General features: G+C 67.3%; 16 protein-coding genes. 10 read left to right on the top strand and 6 right to left on the bottom strand.

Translation table 11 applies throughout. The annotated features are described in order from the left end of the window. Nucleotides 1–60: 60 nt before the first annotated feature. Nucleotides 61–1,299: a L,D-transpeptidase gene (locus AC5RT3_RS06865; protein ID WP_494051438.1), complete on the top strand. Its 1,239-nt coding sequence runs from the start codon at nucleotides 61–63 to the stop codon at nucleotides 1,297–1,299. A 2-nt stretch (nucleotides 1,300–1,301) separates the two neighbouring features. On the opposite strand, the gene AC5RT3_RS06860 is transcribed toward AC5RT3_RS06865, so the two are convergent. Next, nucleotides 1,302–2,102, bottom strand: a complete 801-nt coding sequence (locus AC5RT3_RS06860; protein WP_494010701.1) for an RDD family protein — start codon at nucleotides 2,100–2,102, stop codon at nucleotides 1,302–1,304. A 69-nt stretch (nucleotides 2,103–2,171) separates the two neighbouring features. Here AC5RT3_RS06860 and AC5RT3_RS06855 point away from each other — a divergent pair, with 69 nt between their 5' ends. Both AC5RT3_RS06855 and AC5RT3_RS06850 read left to right on the top strand, forming a co-directional pair. Next, complete coding sequence (locus AC5RT3_RS06855; protein ID WP_494123824.1) at nucleotides 2,172–3,164, top strand: stage II sporulation protein M; 993 nt, start codon at nucleotides 2,172–2,174, stop codon at nucleotides 3,162–3,164. A gap of 127 nt (nucleotides 3,165–3,291) precedes the next feature. Beyond that, nucleotides 3,292–4,455 carry a TIGR01906 family membrane protein gene (locus AC5RT3_RS06850; protein WP_494123823.1) on the top strand — a complete coding sequence of 388 codons (1,164 nt, stop codon included), beginning with the start codon at nucleotides 3,292–3,294 and terminating at the stop codon, nucleotides 4,453–4,455. Here AC5RT3_RS06850 and AC5RT3_RS06845 read toward each other — a convergent pair. Together AC5RT3_RS06845 and AC5RT3_RS06840 are read right to left on the bottom strand one after the other, a co-directional pair. Beyond that, on the bottom strand, nucleotides 4,446–6,275 hold the full coding sequence (locus AC5RT3_RS06845; protein WP_494051441.1) for an AMP-dependent synthetase/ligase: 1,830 nt from the start codon (nucleotides 6,273–6,275) through the stop codon (nucleotides 4,446–4,448). The two genes, AC5RT3_RS06850 and AC5RT3_RS06845, sit on opposite strands and share 10 nt — an antisense overlap. Nucleotides 6,276–6,341: 66 nt before the next feature. Next, entirely contained in the window at nucleotides 6,342–8,084 is a 1,743-nt protein-coding gene (locus AC5RT3_RS06840; protein ID WP_494123822.1) for a dolichyl-phosphate-mannose--protein mannosyltransferase, read from the bottom strand. A 46-nt stretch (nucleotides 8,085–8,130) separates the two neighbouring features. Between AC5RT3_RS06840 and rsmI the strand changes: the two genes are divergently transcribed. Further along, nucleotides 8,131–9,006: a 16S rRNA (cytidine(1402)-2'-O)-methyltransferase gene (gene rsmI / locus AC5RT3_RS06835; RefSeq protein ID WP_494051443.1), complete on the top strand. Its 876-nt coding sequence runs from the start codon at nucleotides 8,131–8,133 to the stop codon at nucleotides 9,004–9,006. Nucleotides 9,007–9,191: 185 nt separating this feature from the next. Then, nucleotides 9,192–10,691, top strand: coding sequence for an NAD-dependent succinate-semialdehyde dehydrogenase (locus tag AC5RT3_RS06830; protein ID WP_494123821.1), 1,500 nt, complete (start codon nucleotides 9,192–9,194; stop codon nucleotides 10,689–10,691). Nucleotides 10,692–10,748: 57 nt separating this feature from the next. Here the strand turns inward: AC5RT3_RS06830 and AC5RT3_RS06825 are convergent, their stop codons facing one another. The 3 genes from AC5RT3_RS06825 to AC5RT3_RS06815 are packed head-to-tail and all read right to left on the bottom strand — an operon-like array spanning nucleotide 10,749 to nucleotide 15,801. Further along, nucleotides 10,749–13,220 carry a transglutaminase TgpA family protein gene (locus AC5RT3_RS06825; RefSeq protein WP_494123820.1) on the bottom strand — a complete coding sequence of 824 codons (2,472 nt, stop codon included), beginning with the start codon at nucleotides 13,218–13,220 and terminating at the stop codon, nucleotides 10,749–10,751. Beyond that, on the bottom strand, nucleotides 13,217–14,671 hold the full coding sequence (locus AC5RT3_RS06820) for a DUF58 domain-containing protein (RefSeq protein ID WP_494123819.1): 1,455 nt from the start codon (nucleotides 14,669–14,671) through the stop codon (nucleotides 13,217–13,219). Before AC5RT3_RS06820 ends, AC5RT3_RS06825 begins: the two co-directional genes overlap by 4 nt. Before the next feature lie 8 nt (nucleotides 14,672–14,679). Then, nucleotides 14,680–15,801 (bottom strand): AAA family ATPase, encoded by a 1,122-nt coding sequence (locus AC5RT3_RS06815; protein ID WP_494051447.1) that lies wholly within the window; start codon nucleotides 15,799–15,801, stop codon nucleotides 14,680–14,682. Nucleotides 15,802–15,964: 163 nt separating this feature from the next. Between AC5RT3_RS06815 and AC5RT3_RS06810 the strand changes: the two genes are divergently transcribed. The 5 genes from AC5RT3_RS06810 (at nucleotide 15,965) to AC5RT3_RS06790 (ending at nucleotide 22,179) form a co-directional block, all read left to right on the top strand. Beyond that, entirely contained in the window at nucleotides 15,965–16,870 is a 906-nt protein-coding gene (locus AC5RT3_RS06810) for a TatD family hydrolase (protein WP_494051448.1), read from the top strand. A 280-nt stretch (nucleotides 16,871–17,150) separates the two neighbouring features. Continuing rightward, nucleotides 17,151–18,320 (top strand): resuscitation-promoting factor, encoded by a 1,170-nt coding sequence (locus tag AC5RT3_RS06805; protein WP_494123818.1) that lies wholly within the window; start codon nucleotides 17,151–17,153, stop codon nucleotides 18,318–18,320. 151 nt (nucleotides 18,321–18,471) lie between these two features. Then, nucleotides 18,472–19,344 (top strand): 16S rRNA (adenine(1518)-N(6)/adenine(1519)-N(6))-dimethyltransferase RsmA, encoded by an 873-nt coding sequence (rsmA, locus tag AC5RT3_RS06800; protein ID WP_494010592.1) that lies wholly within the window; start codon nucleotides 18,472–18,474, stop codon nucleotides 19,342–19,344. Then, the gene (locus AC5RT3_RS06795; RefSeq protein ID WP_494051450.1) at nucleotides 19,341–20,306 is read left to right on the top strand and encodes a 4-(cytidine 5'-diphospho)-2-C-methyl-D-erythritol kinase; all 966 of its coding nucleotides are present in this window, start codon (nucleotides 19,341–19,343) and stop codon (nucleotides 20,304–20,306) included. The genes rsmA and AC5RT3_RS06795 overlap by 4 nt, the downstream gene beginning before the upstream one ends. Nucleotides 20,307–20,349: 43 nt before the next feature. Then, nucleotides 20,350–22,179, top strand: a complete 1,830-nt coding sequence (locus AC5RT3_RS06790) for an ABC-F family ATP-binding cassette domain-containing protein (protein ID WP_494123817.1) — start codon at nucleotides 20,350–20,352, stop codon at nucleotides 22,177–22,179. Nucleotides 22,180–22,295: the final 116 nt, after the last annotated feature.

Raw genomic sequence — 22,295 nt, 5'->3', positions numbered from 1 at the left:
GTGAAGCACCCGGGTGCCCCGAGCACCCGGGTTGTTACTTCCAAGCCCTAGGATCGGAACATGGAGCCCGAAGCCCAGCCGCGCCGCGCGCGGACAGCAAAAAAGATTCTCATCGTCGCCGTCGTCTGCCTCCTGGCAGCTGCCGGCGGTGTTTTCGCTGCCGTCGCACCCGGACTCGCCGGCGCGGCGCTGGAATCCGAAGCCGGCTCCGCCGTCCGGACCTCCCCGGGCCTCGCCGCGCCCGTCATCGCCCCGGTGAAGTCGGACGCAGCACCCGCTAACGGTGCCAAGCAGGTCAATCCCGCGGCCCCAGTGTCGCTCAAGGTCAGCAACGGCACCATCGAGCGTGTGACGCTCACCAGTACCTCTGGTGAAACGGTGGAAGGAAGCATCGACGCCGCCGGCACCGGCTGGACGGCTTCCGGCCCGCTTAAGTTCAACACCGACTACAGCTACACGTACGTCGTGAAGGATGGCGCCGGACGGGAAACAAGCACCACGCAGTCCTTCAGCACCGTGTCCAGTTCACATGAGGCCGACGCCGCCATCTATCCGCTGGACGGCATGAAGGTGGGCGTGGGGCAGCCGCTGCAGATCATTTTCAGCGAACCCGTCCTCAACCGTGACGCCGTGGAAAAGGCCATCAGGATCACCAGCAGCGCCGGCCAGGTGGGTGCTTTCCACTGGCACAGCGACAAGATGGTCCGGTACCGTGCGGAGGGGTTCTGGGTTGCCAACTCCACGATCTCGATGGACATGCAGCTGTTCGGTGTGGACCTTGGCAATGGGCAGATCGCAAACTTCAACAAGAAGGTAAACATCGCCATCGGCGACAAGAAGGTGGCCGTCGCGGACGCCGCAGCCCACACCTTCACCCTCAGCATCAACGACCAGCCGGTCAAGACGCTGCCGGTAAGCATGGGTGACAAGCGCTTCCCGTCGGCACGGGGCTACGGGGTGCTGATGGAGAAGAAGCGCTACGACCATTTCCGCGCCTCAAGTATCGGCTTGAAACCGGACGATCCTGCCTACTACGGGGACGTGGATGTGGAGTACACCATCCGCCTCACGCTCAGCGGCGCGTACATCCACCAGGCCCTCGAGTCGGCCTACCCCTTCATCGGCAACGCAAACGTTTCACACGGCTGCATCGGGTTTGCTCCCGACGGCGCCGCCTGGGTCTTTGACAACATGGGCACCGGGGACGTGGTGCATATCGTAAACACCGAGGGCGACTACGCGGCGCACGACGACGGCTTTGGGGACTGGAACATCCCCTGGAACGAGTACGACAACTGACCTCAGCCGCTGAACGGCAGCCGCTGCAGCCGCTCGCCCACTTCCGTGTTGCGCCTCCGCTGCTGCGTCAACCTGGCGAGTTCCCGGGTACGGCGTTCGGCAACGACGGCAGCAAGGAAATCGTCCGCGCTGGTCCCCGCAGGCGGGGGAGGGGCCACATGGGCAGCGAGCTCCGTGGCAATTGCTGCCGCCATTCCGGCCCGTGACAGCGGTGCCATCCGCTGTGCCTGGCGGATGAACTGGGAGGCCCGGCGGGCGGTTGCGTCCGGAATTCTTCCAATGTCCGCGTGGGCAGCCCACGCGTGCAGCCGCGGGGGGACGAAGACGGGAACTGCTTCTTCCACCGGCACCCGGCTGCGGATGGCATAGGTTCCCGCCAGCAAGTCACCGAGCCGGCGCGATTTGTCGTTGAAGAGAGCCACCGCCAGCGCGAGTCCGCCCAGGGTCAGGTAGATTTCCAGGAACCCGGTCAGTCCCCGGATCAGGGCATGCCGGAAACGGATGGCACCGCCATCGTCCCGGACCACCCGCAACCCTGCTGCCAGCTTGCCCAGCGACAGGCCCCGGCTCAGCGTTTCCACCGCTACCGGGAGGACTACCAGGCAGAAGACAACGCTGGACAGGACCAGCGCACGCATGGCTGCCTCATCGAGGTCTTCGCCGGCCGCAGCCAGGCCAATCAGGATCACCACCAGCAGCACGGCGTGGAAGAGGACGTCGAGGACCAGCCCAAGCGCACGCGCCGCAAACGACGCGGGGCGCAGTTCCAGGACAACTGCCTCGCCGGTGACGATCGAACCCACAGCAGGTACCCCCTCGCGGCTGATGGTGCGGACGGTCAAAGTCTAGTGCCGTGCCGTTAGGCTGGTCCCGTGGATATGGACGCCTTCTCCGCGGTGAATGCGGACAAGTGGGCACGGCTGAACGAACTCGCCGCCAAGGGCAGGCTCAGCGGACGCGAAGCCGACGAGCTGCTTGCCCTCTACCAGTCCGCGTCCTCGCACCTGTCCCTGATCCGTTCGGTTGCCCCCGAGAGCGGTCTGTCCGCCTCGCTTTCCGCCACGCTTGCGTTGGCCAGGACCAGGTTCACCGGCGCGCGGTCCAATCCGATGGCCGACCTGGCACGGTTCTTCGTGGTGGCGCTCCCGGCCGCCTTTTACCGGCTCACCTGGCTCACCCTTGCCTGCGGACTGGCGTTCGTTGCCATTGGTGCCGCCTTCGCGCTGTGGATTGGAGCGTCCCCCGAAGCCCTGCGGGCGGTGGCTTCAGAGGCCGCCGCCAGGCAGTACGTGGAGGAGGACTTCATCGACTACTACTCCGAGAACCCGGCAGCTTCCTTCGCCGGCGCCGTGTGGACAAACAACGCCTGGATCAGCGCCCAGGCGGTGGCGCTGGGCATCACTGGCATCTGGGTACCCATGATTCTATTCAGCAACGCGCAGGGCGTGGGGGTCGCGGCAGGAGTCTTCGCCGCGGCCGGAAAGTCCGACGTCTTCTTCAGCTACATCCTGCCGCACGGCCTGATGGAACTCACCGCCGTCTTCATTGCCTGCGCTGCCGGCCTGCGGATCTTCTGGGCCATGGTCTCGCCTGGTCCGCGGACCAGGGGACGGGCGGTGGCCGAGGAAGGCAGGTCGCTGATCACGGTGGCGCTGGGCCTGGTCCTGGTGCTCTTTGCGTCCGGCCTCGTGGAAGCGTATGTCACGCCCAGCCCGCTCCCGGTGTGGGCCAAGATCGGCATCGGCGCCGGCGTACTGGCGGCCTACTGGGTGTACGTCCTGGTGTGGGGACGGCGCGCCTACCTGGCCGGGGAACGCGGCGACCTCCGCCGCGAAGATGCCGGGTATGCGGAAATCGCTGCCTGAATCGTTGTAATCCGGCCGGGGTGGTTCCTCGCTCCGTGTTACCCCCGGACTGTAGGCTCGTCAACAGATAAAACGTGCGCCAGCAGACCCTGGCGCAGCGTGTCAACCCTACGGAAGTGACGCTGCTGTGAAAGACGAAACACCGGCCCGCGCCAAGAGCACCGCGCCGCAGCCGGAACCGTTCCTGGATACGTCCGGCGACTCCGACGAACCCGCCTTTTCCTGGCTGACCCCGGCCGTCACCGACACCGCCCGGTCCGCAGGCGGGAGCGGCACCGCCGGGAACCCGTCCGCTGCTGCCGGTTCATCAGCTGTGCCGGGGAATTCCGGCGGGCCGGAGGCCGGAAATTCCCAGCCGGACAGCAGGGCCGGCCGAAAAGCGGCGGAGGCAGCAGCCCTGCCTTCCGACGGGACTGCTCCTTCCCACGGGAGGGAACCTTCTGCGACTGCACCTTCCGACGACGCTGACGCATCCGGCCGTGAAAGCACACCCGTCTTCCGGGAAACCCTCGAAACCTCGGCCCTGCAGGTGCGTCCACCGCAGGAAGAGGTGGAGCGGCGCAACGCGGAGCGGGAGAGTGCTGCCAATGCAAAACCGGTTGCACCACGTGTCATGCAGGTCGTGCTGGCCATCATCTTCCCGGTGGTGCTCCTGGTCCTCGCCGTCCGGGCGGTGACCAGCCCGCTGTTCCTGTGGGTGGAATACAACCGTCCGGGTTTCCCCGGCGACGGGTACGGCTTCAGCACGGATGACCGGATGACCTACGGCTCCTATGCCGTCGACTACCTGAGTAACTGGTCAGGCCCCCGGTATCTTGGCGACCTGGTGCACCGCAACGGGGACAAGCTGTTCAAGGATGGCGAAGTCAGCCACATGGCGGACGTCAAGCTGGTCATCCTGTCCACTTTCGGCGCAGGGGTTCTCCTGCTCGTCCTTGGCCTGGTCGCTGTCCTCTACCTCCGAAAGCGCAGCACCGGGGGAGTCCGCCGCGGCCTGTTCGCGGGTTCCATCGCTACCCTGGTCCTCATCCTGGGCCTCGGAACCCTGGCCTTCCTGGGCTGGCAGCAGTTCTTCACCGAGTTCCACCGGATCTTCTTTGCGGATGGCTCCTGGACCTTCAGCCTGGACGACACCCTGATCCGGCTGTTCCCCGGCCAGTTCTGGATCGACGCCGGCATCGTCATCGCCGGGCTGGTTCTGCTGACGGCGCTGGTGACGCTCATCCTCACCTGGCCGACGCGCCGCCGCCGCGGCCTGCCAGCCAGGGACGCGGCGGCCGATCAGGCGTAGAGCCTGTCGATTTCCGCCTGGAAGTCCTGCACGACGGCGGACCGCTTAAGTTTCAGTGACGGTGTCAAATGGCCTGATTCAACGGTGAACTCCGCGTCCAGCAGTGAAAAGGAACGGATGGATTCGGCCTTGGACACCAGCTGGTTGGCCTGATCCACTGCATGCTGCACTGCCTCCAGCACGCCGGGATCGCACGTTGCGTCCCGGACCGCGAGGGGCGGAAGCCCCCGTTCGGAGCGCCAGTTCTCGAGTCCTTCAGGGTCCAGTGTCACCAGCGCCGAAATGAAGGGCTTGCCGTCTCCGACAACCACCGCATGGCCCACCAGTGGATGGGACCGGATCACTTCCTCCAGGGGCCCCGGAGCCACATTCTTGCCGCCCGCTGTGACCAGCAGGTCCTTTTTCCGCCCGGTCACCGTGAGGAATCCGTCGGCGTCCAGCACCCCAAGGTCCCCGGTGCGGAAGAAGCCGTCCACGAAGGCTTCGGCGTTGGCGGCCTCGTTCCCGTGGTAGCCCTTGAAAACCCCGATTCCCTTGACCAGGATCTCCCCGTCTTCGGCCACTCGGATAGTGGTGCCGGGAATGGGGATACCCACCGAACCCACCCGTGTACGGGAGGGGGTGTTGGCCGTGCACGGCGCGGTGGTCTCGGTCAGGCCGTAGCCCTCCAGCACCGGGATGCCCGCGCCGCGGAAAAAGTGCGCGTCCTCATGTGCCAGCGGGCTCGCCCCGGACACGGTGTATCCCACCTGGCCGCCGAAGGCCTGCCTGAGCCGGGGATACAGGAGCCGGTCGAACATTCCGTGCCAGACCCTGGACACCAGTCCGGGGCCGGTACCCTCGCCGCGGCTCTGCCGGTCCAGCTCGCGGGAGTAGGCGATGGCAGCGGCCGAGGCGGCCTGGAACAGCTTGCCCTTGCCCGCCACCACTGCCTTATGGGCCGCCGTCGCCCGGACCTTTTCAAAGATCCGCGGGACCACCAGCAGGAAGGTGGGCTTGAAGGTCCCCAGATCCTCCAGGAGCCGGGCGGCGCCCGGGGTATGCCCCAGCGTTGCGCCCGCGGTCAGGCACACCACCTGGACGGCCCGCGCCAAAACATGGGCCAGAGGCAGGAACATGAGCGTGCGCGCCTGGTCCTGGATCAGCAGTTCCGGAAGGAACGCGACGATATTCTTGGCCACCAAGGCAAAGTTCCCATGGGTGATCTCGCAGCCCTTGGGATTGCCCGTGGTACCCGACGTGTAGACGAGGGACGCAACGTCGTCCAGGCCGGCGCGGCTGCGGTGCCGCTCGAGCTCGGCGTCACTTACCCCGGCCCCTGCAGCGGCGAGGCTGGCGAGGTTGGGGGCCGGGCCGTCGTTGTCCATCCGCACCACGTTCACCAGCCGGTCCCGGAGCGGGGGTGAGCCGGCAACAACGCCGGTGACCAGGTCCGCCACCGCCAGGTCCTGGGCGAAAACGCGCCGGACGCCGGCATCCCGGATGATCCACTCAACCTGGCGGGCGGATGACGTTTCATAAATGGGGACGGTCACGCCGCCCGCGAACCAGATGGCGAAGTCCACCAGCGTCCATTCATAGGACGTGGCGGACATGACGGCCACGGTGTCGCCGGGCTCAAGTCCGCCGGCAATCAGCCCTTTGGCCAGTGCGCTGACATCCTGCAGGAACTTTGCCGCCGGAACATCCACCCAGCCGTTGGGGCCCTTGCGCCGGTAGAGGGCGTGGGCGGGGTTGGCGGCGTGCTGCTCCAGCAGCAGGTCCGTGACGTTGCTGCCGGCGTCGAGCCCCACCAGCAGTTCCGTGCTTGCTTCTCTCACAGCAGGTCTCCGTTCCGCTGCCAGGCCGCGGCAGCGGCTTCGATCGGGTCTGATTGCAATCCTGCCCTAGATCCAGGACGGCATCCACATCCGTACCCGCCAGGCGTCGTAGGGGATGACCTCGGCTGCCCAGACGGGGTAGAAGAAGGCCGAGAGCAGGACGGCCGCCGCCACGAACAGGGCCACGAGGTAGAGGCCCGCGCGGCGCCGCCATGGAGGGTCCGCCGCCCGCCCCAGGACCAGTCCCAGGCAGTACACGAGGGCCAGGACCAGGAACGGCTCGAAGGAGACCGCGTAGAAGTAGAACATGGTCCGCTCCGGGTAGAGAAACCACGGAAGGTACCCGGCGCCGACGCCGGCGAGGACCGCCCCGGCCCGCCAGTCCCGCCGCCCCGCCCACCAGAACAGCAGGACCACCAGGGATATGACGGCGCCCCACCAGATGAGCGGGTTGCCCACGGACAGGATGGCCGATGTACATTTCGCCACGGCACATCCCGGCGTGCCCTGCTCCGGGGATTCATAGAAGAACGACGTCGGCCTGCCGAGTACCAGCCAGCTCCAGGCAGTTGCCTCGTACGGGTGGTCGGAGCCGAGGCCTTGGTGGAATGTGTAGGCCTCGCGGTGGTAGTGGGCGAGGGACCTGATGGAGTCCGGCAGCCAGCCCCATTCAGCGGACGGGTTGCCCTCCGCCCAGCGGCGGAAGTAGGCGTCCTCCGAGCGGAACCAGCCTGTCCAGGTTGCCGCGTACGCCAGGCATGCCACGGGAACGGTGCTGAGGAACGCCGGGATGCCGTCTTTGATGGCGCCGCCGCTGATCCAGCCGCGGATTCCTGCCACGCGCCGGGCACTGAGGTCCCAGATAACTGTGAGGAGGCCAAAACCGGCCAGGAAGAACAGCCCGGACCATTTGGTGCCGACCGCGAGTCCCAGGCAGATTCCTGCCGCCACCCGCCACCAGCGGATCCCGAGCCAGGGACCGGACAGCAGCATTTCCGCCGGCGGCTGTCCGCCGTTCCGGGCCGCCGCCTGTGCCAGGCGTGCTGCGAGCCGGCGCCGCCCGTCGTCCCGGTCCAGCAGCAGGGCGCCGAAAGCCGCGAGGATCCAGAACATCAGGAAGATGTCCAGCAGGGAGGTCCGGGACATCACCAGGTGGTGCCCGTCCACGGCCAGGAGCAGGCCGGCGGCGCCGGCCAGCGGCAACGACCGGAACAGTTTCAGGGCTATCAGGGCAAGGAGCAGGATGGAGAGGGTTCCGGTGAAGGCTGCAGCGAAGCGCCAGCCAAAGGAATTGTCCGCGCCGAACAGAGCCATCCCGGCGGCGATCATCCACTTGCCCACCGGCGGATGGACCACGTACTCGGGGGAGGGGAGCAGGACCGATGGATCGCCGGCGTTGAAGGAATCGTTCGCTTTGTCCGGCCAGTTGCGCTCATAGCCGCTGACCAGGAACGAGTACGCGTCCTTGACGTAGTACGTTTCGTCAAAGACCAACTTGTGGGGAGCGTCCAGCCGGACGAACCGGAGGATCCCGCCGGCCACGGCTGTCAGGACCGGAACCAGCAGCATCCACAGCCGCAGCGACGGCGGGTAGTCCCGCCAGGAGCGCACTCCTCCGAGAAGCCGTGCGTGCAGCGCTTCACGCGTGAAGGCCTCGGCCGGGCGGCTGATCCATGGCCGGGCCGCCCTGCCGCCTGTCCGGGAGTCCCCGCCGCTGCCTGGCGCCTTCGTGGCGTCCTGGCCGGGGGTGGGGGGAGCTGGTTGTCCGGCTCCGGGCGGCCGCGTGGAGGTCTGCGTCACGAGCCCCATGCTACCTTTTTGCGGCCGGCAGTCCCCCCGGCAGTAGGCTTGAGGCGTGGACCCTTCCCCCAGCACCCCGCCAGAATCCGGCCCGGCAGCGGCAGGACGCATCATCCTTGCCGCCACTCCGATCGGGAATACGGGTGACGCCTCCGCCAGGCTGGTGGAACTGCTGGCAACAGCGGACATCGTTGCCGCGGAGGATACCCGCCGCCTGCACCGGCTGGTGCAAAGCCTGGGCATCACGGTGGCGGGGCGGATCATCAGCTACCACGAGCACAACGAGGCGGCCAAGACATCGGAGCTGCTGGACCAGGTCAGGGCCGGCAGCACGCTGGTGATGGTCACTGACGCCGGCATGCCGTCAGTGTCCGATCCCGGTTTCCGGCTGGTGGAGGGCGCCGTGGCTGCCGGCATGACCGTAACGGCGGTTCCCGGCCCTTCCGCTGTCCTGACAGCGCTGGCCCTCTCGGGCCTGCCCACGGACCGTTTCTGCTTCGAAGGTTTCCTCCCCCGGAAAACGGGCGAACGGGCATCCCGGCTGGCCGAGCTTGCCGGGGAACGCCGCACCATGGTGTTTTTTGAGGCGCCGCACCGGCTTGAGGCCATGCTCCGGGCGCTGAAGGAACGTTTCGGCCCGGACCGGCGGGTGGCCGTCTGCCGCGAACTGACCAAGACCTATGAGGAAGTACTCCGGGGACCGCTCGGCGAGCTTCTGCAATGGGCGGAAAGCTCCGAGGTCAGGGGTGAGATCGCCGTCGTGGTGGCAGGTGCGCCCGAACAGGCGGCAGGCACCCCCGAGGACCACGTTGCGGCGGTGAACGATCTGGTGGCCCAGGGCATCCGGCTCAAGGAAGCTGTGGCCGCTGTCGCCGAGGACGTCAGGGTAAGCAAGAGGGAGCTCTATTCCGCCGTGCTGGCGGCCCGCTGACAGCCGCCCGCAGGCCTTCAAGGACTGCTGTGCAGCTGCACAGCAGAAGGCGGGTTCGGCAGTGCGCAGCGGCGTAGACCCCGGGCGAACCCCGGCAGTAGTCTGGCACATAATCAGCCTGATGGGCCCGGTCGTTCCGGCCGCAGCGAAGGGCTGCCAACAACCCTACTGACGAGGGAGTCATCGTGACTGTCACCGCACAGCCGGCCGTAACCGCGGACCGCGAAAGCCAGCTTCTGGCCTCTGTCCCCACCGGATTGCTGATCAATGGCGAGTGGCGGGACGCCGCTTCCGGCAAGACGTTCGACGTCGAGGATCCCGCCACCGGCAAAGTCCTGTTGAGCATCGCCGACGCCGGCGCGGAGGATGGTGCCGCAGCACTGGACGCTGCCGTGGCCGCACAGGAATCCTGGGCGAAGGTGCCCCCGCGCGAACGCGGCGAAATCCTGCGCCGTGCTTTTGAAATGGTGACCGAGCGGGCCGAGGACTTCGCGCTCCTGATGACCATGGAAATGGGCAAGCCGCTGGCCGAAGCCAGGGGTGAAGTGACCTACGGCGCCGAATTCCTGCGCTGGTTCTCCGAGGAAGCCGTCCGCGCCTTCGGACGCTACTCCGTCTCCCCGGACGGCAAGTCCCGCCTGTTGGTCACCAAGAAGCCGGTGGGCCCCTGCCTCCTGATCACGCCGTGGAACTTCCCGCTCGCCATGGCCACCCGCAAGATCGCGCCCGCCGTGGCCGCAGGCTGCACCATGGTGCTGAAGTCCGCGAACCTCACGCCGCTGACCTCGCAGTTGTTTGCCGCCGTCATGCAGGAGGCGGGCCTGCCCGCCGGAGTCCTGAATGTCATCCCCACCTCCACGGCAGGGGCCACCACCGGTCCGCTGATCAAGGACGCCCGGCTGCGCAAGCTCTCCTTCACCGGTTCCACCGAGGTAGGCCGCCGCCTGCTGTCCGATGCTTCGGAGACCGTCCTGCGGACCTCCATGGAGCTGGGCGGCAACGCACCGTTCGTCGTTTTCGAGGACGCGGACCTGGACGCCGCCGTCGCCGGGGCGATGCTGGCGAAGCTGCGCAACATGGGCGAGGCCTGCACCGCGGCCAACCGGTTCATCGTGCACGAGTCCGTGGCAGCCGAGTTCGCGGAGAAGTTCGCCGCGAAGATGAAGGAAATGACCACCGCCCGCGGCACCGAACCCGAGTCCAAGGTGGGCCCGCTGATCGATGCCAAGAGCCGGGACAAGGTCCACGAACTGGTCTCGGACGCCGTCGCCTCCGGCGCCAAGGCGGTCCTGGGCGGCGCTCCGGTGGACGGGCCGGGCTACTTCTACCAGCCCACCATCCTGGCGGGCGTTACCGAGGGAACCCGCATCCTTTCGGAGGAAATCTTCGGACCCGTCGCCCCGATCATCACCTTCTCCTCCGAGGATGACGCCGTGCGGCTGGCCAACAACACCGAATACGGGCTGGTAGCCTACGTCTTCACCAAGGATCTGAACCGCGGCATCCGGATGGGCGAACGCCTTGAGACCGGCATGCTGGGCTTGAACGCCGGCGTCATCTCCAATGCCGCAGCACCCTTTGGCGGTGTCAAGCAGTCCGGACTGGGCCGCGAGGGCGGCCTGGAAGGCATCGAGGAGTACCTCTACACCCAGTACATCGGCATCGCCGACCCCTACGCGGGATAAGCACCCGGGTACTTTGGCCCGGGCAGTCGCGCCCGGGCCGCCGGCCGCCGCCCGCCCTTACCGTGAACGCACGGGCAGGGTGCGGGTGGCGGCCTTTGCCGTTGCGGCGAGGAGCCGGCGTGCCGCGTTGAAGGGTGCCGCAAGCATCCGTCTTAGCCGCCCCATGACCGACGGCGGAAGCCAGGCGGCACGGAATCGTTGCCACCGGGTGGCGTTGGCGCGCAAGGCGAGCTCCAGGGCTTCGATGCGTGCCGCAGCGCCGGTGCCGCCCGCATCCTGCCGCTCCCGTCCGGCGTCGCCCGCCTTAGGGCCAGTCGGGGGCCGGCCGTACCTGTGCCGCTCGAAATCCGCGGTGATCACGCCCGCGGCCTGGTGCGCCGCTGCGTCCATCCCGCCGGGTTCCCCGAAGCGGGCGCGAAGCCGCCCGGCATAGGCCCGCGGGGTCTCGCTGGGGTCCGGGGGCACCCCAAAGTCGGTGCCCAGGTCCAGCAGTTCGCTCCAGGCCAGCGGGACGGCTTCACCCGGGTCCCTGGGCCGGAGGCGCCGGGCCCGGGTAGTCGCCCGGACCAGGTGCGGTGACGCGGCCAGCAGGACCGCGCCCAGGACTGCGCCGGCAACGATCAGGAACGGCAGGAGCTGCAGGCCGGACTCCGTGCCGCCACCTGTGCCGGGAGCCGGAATCGGGGCAGCGCTGGGCGCAGGGGCCGGCGCCGGAGTAGCGTCGGGAACCAGGTCAGCATTATTTTCGACTGCACCGGGGGCGGACGGGGACGAGGACTCGCTCGCGTAACCAGGAACCACGCCGCGGGAGGGAGTGGGCTCGAAAGGCACCCAGCCCACGCCCTGGAAGTACAGTTCCGGCCAGGCATGGGCGTCGCGCGCATCCACCTCGAACTCGGGAAGCGCGCCCTGCCCGGCCACGGTGACAGTGGCCCCGGTCAGCCTTCCCGGAGCGTAGCCCACCGCAATCCGGCTGGGAATACCTTCCAGCCGTGCCATGACGGCCATTGCCGATGCGTAGTGAATGCAGTAGCCGCTCTTCTGCTCCAGGAAGTCAGCCAGCACGGAGAGTCCGTTCCCGTCGTATCCGCCCTGCACAGGCGATTGCAGGGAGTAGGTGAACTCGGCCGAGCGGAGGTACCGCTGGATGGCCATCGCCTTCTGGTACGGGGTATTGCTGGCGCCTGCCACGGTCCCGGCAGTGGTCCTCACGATCTCCGGGACGTTGCCGGGGATCCTGGTGAACTCCTCGGGAATGTTGTTCCGCAGCGGGGCCGAGGACTGTGCCAGGAGGCCGGCGGAAAGGTTCGGCACCGATGACGTGACCACGTACTCCTGCCGCCGGGAGGTGGTGTCCGAGCCCTTGATGCTGAGGGTGGCCGGATCCCAGGTCCACCGGCCGTCCAGCCCGCGCACCGATTCAGGAGCGTAGGGTGCCGGAAGGTAGGGGCTGCTGAAGGAGCCGGTATCAATGGCAGTCACCTGCTGCACCTGGTCGCTTGCCGGGGCGGCGTAGCCGGGGTCAAGCTGCCCCACGAGCGGAAGCCGGGAGGCGTTGCGGTCGTCCGGGCCCCAGGATTCGCCGTCGAAGTTGTCCACCGTTACGGACCGCAGGTAGAGCGGGCTGGCCGCATTGGTGGCGTAGGTGATCCTGCCGCTGCCGTCAGGGGTCCGCAGGCTGTTTCCCAGGGTGATCATGGGGTTCAGCCCCGTGGAGGTACCCCAGGGATTGAGCCGGGAGCCCTGCGGAAATGTTCCCTGGTCGAATCCGGGGATGGCCAGGGCAACCAGCTGGGTGGCCAGCAGCGCAGCGGCGCCGGTCAAGGCGGCCCGCCTGATCTGTCCGGGGGTCCGGACGGAATCGGCCTGGGTCCGTGGGTCAGGGGCGAACCATTGGCTGCAAGCGAGGATCATCAGGTAGCCGGCAACGGCACCGGTGAAGCCCCAGAAGCCGACGCTTTGCGGCTTGATCACGGCCGGCACCACCAGGATGGCGAACAGTCCCACTCCGGTAGCGGCGGGCATGCCCAGGGGTACGGCAAGTGCGTCCACGAGGATAACGGCCAAGCCGAGGAGGGCACACATCACCATGACGATTCCGACGTTCGGCGCCACCGGCGCAGTTTCGGAAAGCACGGTTTCGCTGGCACGCCGGATGAGCCGGCCCAGGTCGGTGAAAGTGGCAGGGGTGGGGATGAACCCCAGGATGCTCGACCCCCGGAAGAACGTGAGGGTAAGGATGGCGGCAAGGGACAGGAACCCGCCGGCAGTCACCAGCAGCGGCTGGGCCCGGACGGCCCGCAGCGAAGCCAGGGTGAAGCTCACCACCAGCACAGTGGTGAACACGGGCCAGTACCAGCCCCAGCCCCGCAGTACACCGTTCAGCGAGAGGGCAGCACCGCAGACCGCCACGGATACCGCAGCCGCCATCGCCCATGGAAAGGGACCAACACGGGACCGGGCCGGGGATATTCCCACAGCCGACTGGTGCTGCCCGGTCTCCGGCGGCCGGGCCGGGGCGATGGTCACCGGACCACCCCCGCCCCGCGCCGGACTTCCGCGGCCGGTGCCGGAAGCTCCACGTCCTGGTCAAATTGTCCCCACGCCGAGGCCACCGGAACCGACGGCGGTACGGCCACCGCACGCCACCCTCCCTGGCGCAGCGCTTCGAGGACAGGGCCGAAGTCGGCGGGCCTGTCCGCCACCAGGATGGCAAAGGCATTCGTGCCGTAACCGGCGGCAGGGGCGAGGGACAGCGCCTCCTCGGGTGAGATCCTCCCGAGCACGGCAATCAGGGGCCCCCGCATGCGGTGGGCTGACAGCTTGTCCATCAGCCGGTCGTCGAAGGGGGGAGGCCCGGAATCCTGGCCCGTGCGGTTGCGGGGGCCGGAAAGGGGGATATCGCGGGCCACGGCGTCCAGGAGCCGGCTGTCACGGTGATGGTGGTGTGGGCCGGTGAGCTGGATCGCGGCAAGGCTTTCGCCGATGGACTGGAGCCCGGAGGTGCCGCTATATTCCTCCGACTCCGGGTTGGGCGCGGACGGGGAATGGAGGAACGCCGGTTCCCCGCGGACATCCAGCAGCCGCAGGCCGTAGTTGCGCTCGGACAGATGCGTGCTGATGGACATCGCCGCCACCACGGCCCACTCGAAGGTGCCGCTGGTGGCCATCGCGGGCCCGTCCTGTCCCGAGAGCCCGGCAGGCACCGCCGTGGAGCCGGCGGAAAACGCCGGAAAGCGGTGGTCCAGGATGATGGTTGCCTCGGGCGTGGTGACGGATTCCTCCTGCCTGACCATGAGGGCACCGTGCCGGGCGGTGGCGGCCCAGTGGACCCGGCGCATGGGGTCGCCGTGGCGGTATTCGCGGGTCATGACGTCGTCGTCGCTCGGGTTGGCCCGGATCCTGGTCGCTGTGACCCCGTCGTTGCCGCGTGCCCCGGCGAGCCCCGTCAGGGGAAGAACGACGGCGGCAGGCGTCACGGTCAGGATGTCGCCGTCGTCAATGGCCTGGCGGTGCAGGGAAAGCCCGAACGGATCCGTGAACTCAGCAGTGACCGGCCCAATGCGGAACTGGCCCCGCCGGGCAGAGCGCAGGGTGTACTCGTAGCGGCTGGTTCCGCCTGTGGCTGAGCGGGAAGGGAACCGGAAAGCAGGGGATTCACCGAACCGGGACGGCAGGCGCTCCTCCATGGTGGCCCGGCCGCTCCCGTTTCCGGTCCGGGAAACGGCCAGCCGCACGGTGGTGGGGGCCGACGTTTCCACGGGGGAGGGGTTGAACTCGCGGTAGACGCGGAAGCGGGGCTTGACCAGGCGGATGCCTGCCAGCGAAACCATGGGAAGGACCAGCAACAGGACGCTGAGCGTAAGCAGGTCGCGCCGGCCCATGATGTAGGCCGCGGCCATGGCGGCGGCGCCGGCACCCAGCATCCCCCAGCCGCGCTGGGTGAAGAGATGCCGCGGAAGCCTGTCCAACAGCGCCATGGTTCCGCCTAGCGGTTCCTGCCGAGGCCGGCCACGGATGCGGTGCTCCTGCCGGCAGGAGCTGGGTTGGGATCCGATGGCGCATGCGGAACCGGCAACCGCGACAGGATGCCCCGCAGCACGCTGTGGGGAGTCTCGCCCGAGCCTGCTGCCTTCCGGTCCAGGATGATCCGGTGCGCCAGGACTGCCTCCGCGACGTGGACCACATCATCCGGCAGGACGAAATCGCGGCCGTCAAGGGCGGCCGTGGCCTTGGCAGCACGCAGCAGCTGCAGCATGGAACGCGGACTCGCGCCCAGCCTGAGGAGGGGGCTTTCCCGCGTGGCCCTGCCCACCGAAACCGTGTACTCCTTGACTGCCTGGGACACGTACACCTGCTGGACCGTGGAAATCATGGCCGCCACTTCGGCCGTGCTGACCACTGCCGTCACCGTGGCCAGCGGTGACGCCGCCTGGTGCGTTTCAAGCATCTCGATCTCGGCGTCCTTGTCCGGATAGCCCATGGAGATCCGCGCCATGAAGCGGTCCCGCTGGGCCTCGGGCAGCGGATATGTCCCCTCCATCTCAATGGGGTTCTGGGTTGCCACCACCATGAACGGCTCGCCCAGGCGGTACGAGTTCCCGTCCACCGTCACCTGGTGTTCTTCCATGCACTCCAGCAGGGCCGACTGGGTTTTGGCGGAGGCGCGGTTGATTTCGTCGCCGATGACGATGTTGGCAAAGACCGCGCCCGGCCGGAACTCGAACAGCCGGGAGGCCTGGTTGTAAATGGACACCCCTGTGACATCGGAGGGCAGCAGGTCGGGGGTGAACTGGATGCGGTTGACGGTGCAGTCGATGGTCCGCGCCAGCGTCTTCGCCAGGAGCGTCTTTCCGACGCCGGGCACGTCCTCAAGCAGCAGGTGGCCCTGCGCCAGCAGGACGGTCAGCGCGAGCTTGGCGGCATCAGATTTCCCGTCGATCACGGTATTGACTGTGGTCAGGATGCGCTGGCTGGCGGCGTGGAAAGACTCACCGTCCATCGCGGCCGCCTGCCGGTGGCCGTTCAGCCGGCTGACGGGCTCTGCGACGCCCGCAAAACCACCCGCGGCAGCGCTTCCCTCGGTGGCAATACGTCGGTGGGGTTCCATCGGCAACCTTTCAGCCCGGGTTTCACCTGGACGTGACAGCAAGCCTGCCTTCGCCCCTCGGTGGGCGTTCGCATCTGTTCGTACCAGACTACTAACACAACTGCACCGGCAGACAGAGAGTTCCGACAAATATGGGGCACCCGGCCGCGGTTAGGCTGGATGGATGTGCACTTCGCTGATTCCCGATGCCTACCGCACCACCGCCGCCGGGGAAGCCCCGGATGACGAGGGCGGCCGGACGCGGGATTTCCCGCCTGCACCGGAACCGCTGCCGGTGCCGGTGATGGACAACCACACCCATCTCGATTTCCCGGACGGGAAAGCGCCGGTTGGAATCCGGGCGGCCCTTGACGCCGCCGCCGCGGTGGGAGTCCAGGGAGCCGTCCAGGTGGGATGCGACCTGGAATCCTCCCGTTTCACCGTCCAGGCGGTGGAGCAGGACGAACGGCTACTCGGAGCCGTTGCCCTGCACCCCAATGACGCACCCCGTTATGCGGCCAGGGGTCAACTGGAGGAGGCGCTTGACGAGATCGAGGAGTTGGCTGCCCATCCCCGGATCCGTGCCATCGGCGAAACCGGGCTCGACTTCTACCGGACCCGGGGCGAGGGCCTGGCCCACCAGAAGTACTCGTTCCGGCGCCACATCGATATCGCAAAGCGCCTGGACCTGACTTTGCAGATCCACGACCGGGATGCGCATAACGAGGTGGTGCAGGTCCTGCATGAGGAAGGCGCACCGGAAAGGGTGGTGTTCCATTGCTTTTCGGGAGACGAAGAGTTGGCGGAGATCTGCAACCGGGAGGGCTGGTGGATGTCCTTTGCCGGCACGCTGACTTTCAAGAATGCGGCGAACCTGCGCGCTGCCCTCACGGTAGCGGATCCCGCCCTGGTCCTGGTGGAAACTGATGCGCCGTTCCTCACCCCCCATCCGCACCGGGGGCGTCCGAACGCCAGTTATATGGTGCCCTACACCGTACGTGCCATGGCCGAATTGACAGGATCCGACCTTGGCGTATTGTGCGGCCGAATCAGCGAGAATACCCTGCGGGCATACGGATCCTGGGCTTAATGCCATCGCGACCTTGGAGCCCGATCTGAATACCTGGTATGTAGAATTCTTGGCCGCTTTATAACGCTACGGTTACAGTGGACAACTGTTAGCCGGGGTCGGGGAAGGCCATCGGGTAATTCACTCAACCTGCAACATGTTCTGACGGGGCCTGGTCCCGCCCAGGCCGTTGCGCAGAGTGTGGCGGCGCAACGGTGCCCGGACTGCTGTTACCACAGTGGTGCCGGGCATTTTATTGCGCAATCCCCGTGCCCGGAAGAACCTAAAGTTACGGGCAAACGTGGTCAAGTTCTTCACAACGGACGGCAAGATCAGCTTTTTCAAGGTTGGTGCCCAGATGCTGGTGCTCTGCGCGCTGGTGGTGGGGCTCGTAGCCTTCGTCGGCAATAACAAAACCGTCACGGTGAACGTGGACGGCAAAGTCACGTCCGTGCAGACCTTCGGCGGAACGGTCGGCCAGGTGGTCAAGAGCGCCAACCTGGAGCTCAAGCCGACGGACCGCGTTTCCCCCGCGATTGACGCCTCCGTCCGGAACGGCACCGTCATTAACGTGAACCAGGCCAAGGAAGTCACCGTGAGCCTGGACGGGGCGGAGAGGACTGTCAACACCACCGCCCAGGACGTGGAAGACCTGGTGACGGAACTCGGAGTTGCCAGTGCCTCGTCGGTATCCGCTCCCAAGGACGCGCAACTCGCCGTTGAAGGTTCCTTCGTGTCCATTTCCACGCCCAAAACCGTCAGCATCGTCGCCGACGGCAAGGTGGACACCACCACCACCACGGCTGCCACTGTGGGCAACGTCCTGGAAGATGCCGGCCTGGCCCTTGGCGCCAATGACCGCACCTCCCAGCCCGCCAACGCGCACGTGGTGAACAACATGGTGATCAAGGTTTCCCGCGTCGATAACGGCCAGACCGCCGTGGCCACCGAGGACATCGATTTTGACACGGTGACCACCGAAAGCGCCGAACTGCTGAAGGGTGAAAAGGAAGTCACCCAGGCAGGTTCCGCCGGCAAGTTGGAGAAGACCTACAAACTGGTCCTGGTGGATGGCCGCGAAGCCTCCCGCACCCTGGTGTCCGAGACGGTCACGGTGCAGCCGGTGGCGGAAAAGATCACCGTGGGCACCAAGCCCAAGCCCGTCGCCCAGGCAGCCCCGGCAACTTCGACGGGCAGCAACGCCGGTGCTTCCGCACCGGCCATGATGAACGAGGCCATGTGGGACAAGATTGCCCAGTGTGAGTCCGGTGGAAACTGGAGCATCAACTCGGGCAACGGCTATTACGGCGGCCTGCAGTTCGATATCCAGACCTGGATTGGAGCCGGCGGCGGTGCCTATGCCCCCAACGCCAGCCTCGCCACCAAAGCCCAGCAGATCGACATTGCCAACCGCGTCTACGCACAGCGTGGCCTGCAGCCCTGGGGCTGCGGCTGGGCAGCCAGCAGCTGACCTTCACCTGCGCCACCCCTTGGCGCCCGCGGCCGGGTCCGGACTTTCCGGGCCCGGCCGCAGCCGTTAACCGGCCGGCGCGGTTCTTTCAGGGCAGGTTGGCGTGCAGAGCTGTCCCGGACGGATTCCCCGCGCGGGATAGGATACCTAGGTGACTGAACCCATCCCCGCCGCGCCCGCACCGCTGTTTGGTGCCTCCGATATACGCCGGCTGGCGGAGGAAATAGGGGTCCGGCCCACCAAGACCCTGGGCCAGAACTTCGTCATCGACGGCAACACCATTCGCCGGATCGTGGCCGCCGCGGACGTGCAACCGGACGAGACCGTACTGGAGGTGGGCCCCGGCCTCGGGTCCCTGACGCTTGGGCTGCTGGACGCCGCTGCCGCCGTGGTCGCCGTCGAAATTGATCCCGTTCTCGCGGCGAAGCTGCCCGAAACCGTGAAGGAATGGCGTCCCTCCGCCGCAGCTGCCTTCCACCTGGTGCACGCCGACGCCATGAAGGTCACCGGGCTTCCGGTCCAGCCCACGGCACTCGTGGCCAACCTGCCCTACAACGTGGCGGTGCCCGTGGTTCTCCACCTGCTGGAGCAATTTCCCAGCCTGCGACACGGGCTGGTCATGGTGCAGGACGAAGTGGCGGACCGCCTCGCGGCCGGCCCCGGCTCTAAGACCTACGGTGTTCCATCGGTGAAGGCCGCCTGGTACAGCCATATGCGCAAGGCCGGCGTCATCGGCATGAACGTCTTCTGGCCCGCGCCAAAGATCCACTCCGGCCTGGTCGCCTTCACCCGCCGCGAGCCGCCGGCCACCACGGCAACCCGGGAACAGGTGTTCGCGGTCGTGGACGCCGCCTTTGCGCAGCGCCGCAAAACCCTGCGTGCCGCGCTTGCCGGTTGGGCCGGGGGAGCGCCGGAAGCTGAACGTTGCCTGGTGGCAGCCGGAGTGGACCCCACGGCCCGCGGTGAAGTCATTGACATCGCCGCGTTCGCCCGGATCGCCGAGGCCAAGGACACCGGGGCGTGACCGCCGCGCGCCCGGGCCGGTTCACCGCCAGGACCGTCAGGGTGAAGGCACCCGGCAAAGTCAACGTGTCCCTCGACGTCGGGCCCCTCCGCCCCGACGGGTACCACTCCGTAGCCAGCGTTTACCTCGCGGTCTCCCTGTATGAGGAAGTGGCCGCCACCAGCAAGGAGACGCCCGGCATCACGGTCAGCATCAGCCCGGAGAGCACCTTGGACCTGGACGCCGTTGACATTCCCCTGGACGGCAACAACCTGGCGTACAAAGCCGCCGCGATCATGGCGGACGTTTCCGAACATGCCACCGGCGTGCACTTGGAGATCACCAAGCGGGTTCCGGTGGCCGGCGGCATGGGCGGCGGGTCCGCCGACGCGGCGGCTACGCTCCTTGCCTGCGACGCACTCTGGAACAGTGGCCTCTCCCGGGAAGAACTGGCCCACTTGGCCGCCGAGCTCGGCGCCGATGTCCCGTTCTCCCTCCTGGGCGGCACCGCCGTCGGCCTGGGCCTGGGCGATAAACTGTCCCCGGCCCTGGCGAAGGCACAAACCCATTGGGTCCTGGTGACAGCCGACTACGGCCTGTCCACCCCGGAGGTGTACCGGACCCTGGACCGGCTGCGTGAAGCTGAAGGGGTGCAAGCGGCCGAGCCCACCGGCGTCGACCCGCAGATCCTCACGGCCTTGCGCGGTGGCGACGCTGAAGCGCTGAGCCGGGTCCTGGTCAACGACCTCCAGCGGGCGTCCATTGAACTTGCCCCGTCGCTGCGCGATACGCTGGGCATCGGCGAATCCCACGGCGCCATTGCCGGCATCGTGTCCGGCTCCGGTCCCACGGTGGCCCTGCTCGCGGACGATTCCGTGGCCGCGGAGGCCCTGGCAGAGGCCCTGCAGCGCTACGGCTTGTCCGCCCTGGCCGTGCACGGTCCGGTTCCGGGGGCGCGCATCGTCTCCGACACCCTGATCTGACACCCTTTATCAATCCCACCCGAGCAGCAGAAAGCAGTTCCCTTTGGCACACCTTCTTGGCGGCGAAAACCTGACGGTTTCCTACGCAACCCGCACCGTCCTTGACGGCGTCACCCTGGGACTTGAGGAGGGCGACAGGATCGGCATGGTGGGCCGCAATGGCGATGGCAAGTCCACCCTGATGAGGCTGCTCGCCCTGCGTTCCACGCCGGATTCCGGCCGGGTCACCAAGCGCGGCGACGTCAACATCGGCTACCTGGACCAAAGCGACGTGCTCGACGGCGACCTGACAGTGGGCGCGGCAATCGTGGGGGACCAGGCCGACTACGAGTGGGCACGCAACCCCCGGATCCGCGAGATCATGGGCGGTCTTGTGTCCGACGTCGACTGGCACGCCAACGTCCATGCCCTTTCCGGCGGCCAGAAACGGCGCGTGGCCCTCGCCAAGCTGCTCATCGAGGACCACGACGTCATCATGCTTGACGAGCCCACCAACCACCTCGACGTCGAGGGCGTGGCCTGGCTTGCCAGGCACCTGAAGAGCCGCTGGCGGGCTAACCAGGGCGCCTTCCTGGTGGTGACCCACGACCGCTGGTTCCTCGATGAAGTGTGCACCAAGACGTGGGAAGTGCATGACGGAATCGTGGACCCCTTTGAGGGCGGCTACGCGGCCTACGTTCTTGCCCGCGCGGAGCGGGACCGGATGGCCGCCGTCGTGGAGAGCAAGCGCCAGCAGCTGGTCAAGAAGGAGCTGGCCTGGCTCCGGCGCGGCGCGCCGGCCCGGACGTCCAAGCCGAAATTCCGGATCGAAGCGGCAAACGCCCTGATCGAGGACGTCCCGGAGCCGCGGGACTCCACGGCACTGAACAAGATGGCCACGGCGCGGCTGGGCAAGGATGTGCTGGACCTTGAGCACGTCTCCCTCAACTTCCGCGGCGGCGACGACGGCCGGAAGCTTTTCGACAACATCACCCTGCGCCTGGCACCGGGTGAGCGCCTGGGACTGGTGGGTGTCAACGGCGCCGGCAAGACCACCCTCCTCAAGCTGCTCAACGGCGAGATCACGCCCGACGCCGGCAAGCTGAAGCGGGGCAAGACCGTGGTCACGGCCGTGCTCACTCAGGAAGTCAAGGAACTCGACGACGTCGCCGATCTCCGCGTCATTGAGGTCATCGAGCGGGAAAAGCGGTCCTTCAACGTGGGCGGCCGGGAATTCACGGCCGGCCAGCTCGTGGAGCAGCTGGGCTTCACCAACCAGAAGCAGTGGACCCCGGTGAAGGACCTGTCCGGTGGCGAACGCCGGCGCCTGCAGCTCCTGCGGCTCCTGGTGGGGGAGCCCAACGTCCTCATGCTCGACGAGCCCACCAACGACCTGGACACCGACACCCTTGCCGCCGTTGAGGACGTGCTGGACGGCTGGCCCGGCACCCTGGTGGTGGTCAGCCACGATCGCTACCTCCTGGAACGCGTCACCGACCACCAGATGGCCCTGCTGGGCGACGGCAAGCTCCGCGGCCTGCCCGGCGGCGTGGACCAGTACCTCGAGCTCCGTGAGGCGGCCTTGGCCGGTTCCACAGTGACCGGCGGCGGCAACCCGGTCACGAGCGCCGGCGGTGCCGTCCCGGCCGCCGCCCAGTCCGGCCCCTCCGAGGCCGAAAAGCGCGAGGCCCGCAAGGCCCTCAACCGGATCGAGCGGCAGCTCAAGAAGCTGGACCAGCAGGAGAAGAAGCTCCACGACGACATGGTCAAGAGCACGGAGAAGTCCGACTTCGACGCCCTCGCCGAATTGAACAAACAGCTCAAGGACCTCACGGACGAAAAGGACGCCCTCGAACTCGAGTGGCTCGAGTCCTCCGAACTCCTCGGCGACTGACGCTTAGGAAGTATAGGCAAGAGCGGCGTGGTGGTCCTTCGCGTAGGAGCGCATCGCGGGCCATCAGGCCCATAAGGTCGCTCAGCGACCGTTGGAGCCTCTTTGGCCCGTGTCTA

Source organism: Arthrobacter sp. Y3221159 (assembly GCF_059089885.1).
Note: the sequence above shows the minus strand (reverse complement) of the source record. Positions and strands in the feature narration are given on the sequence as shown.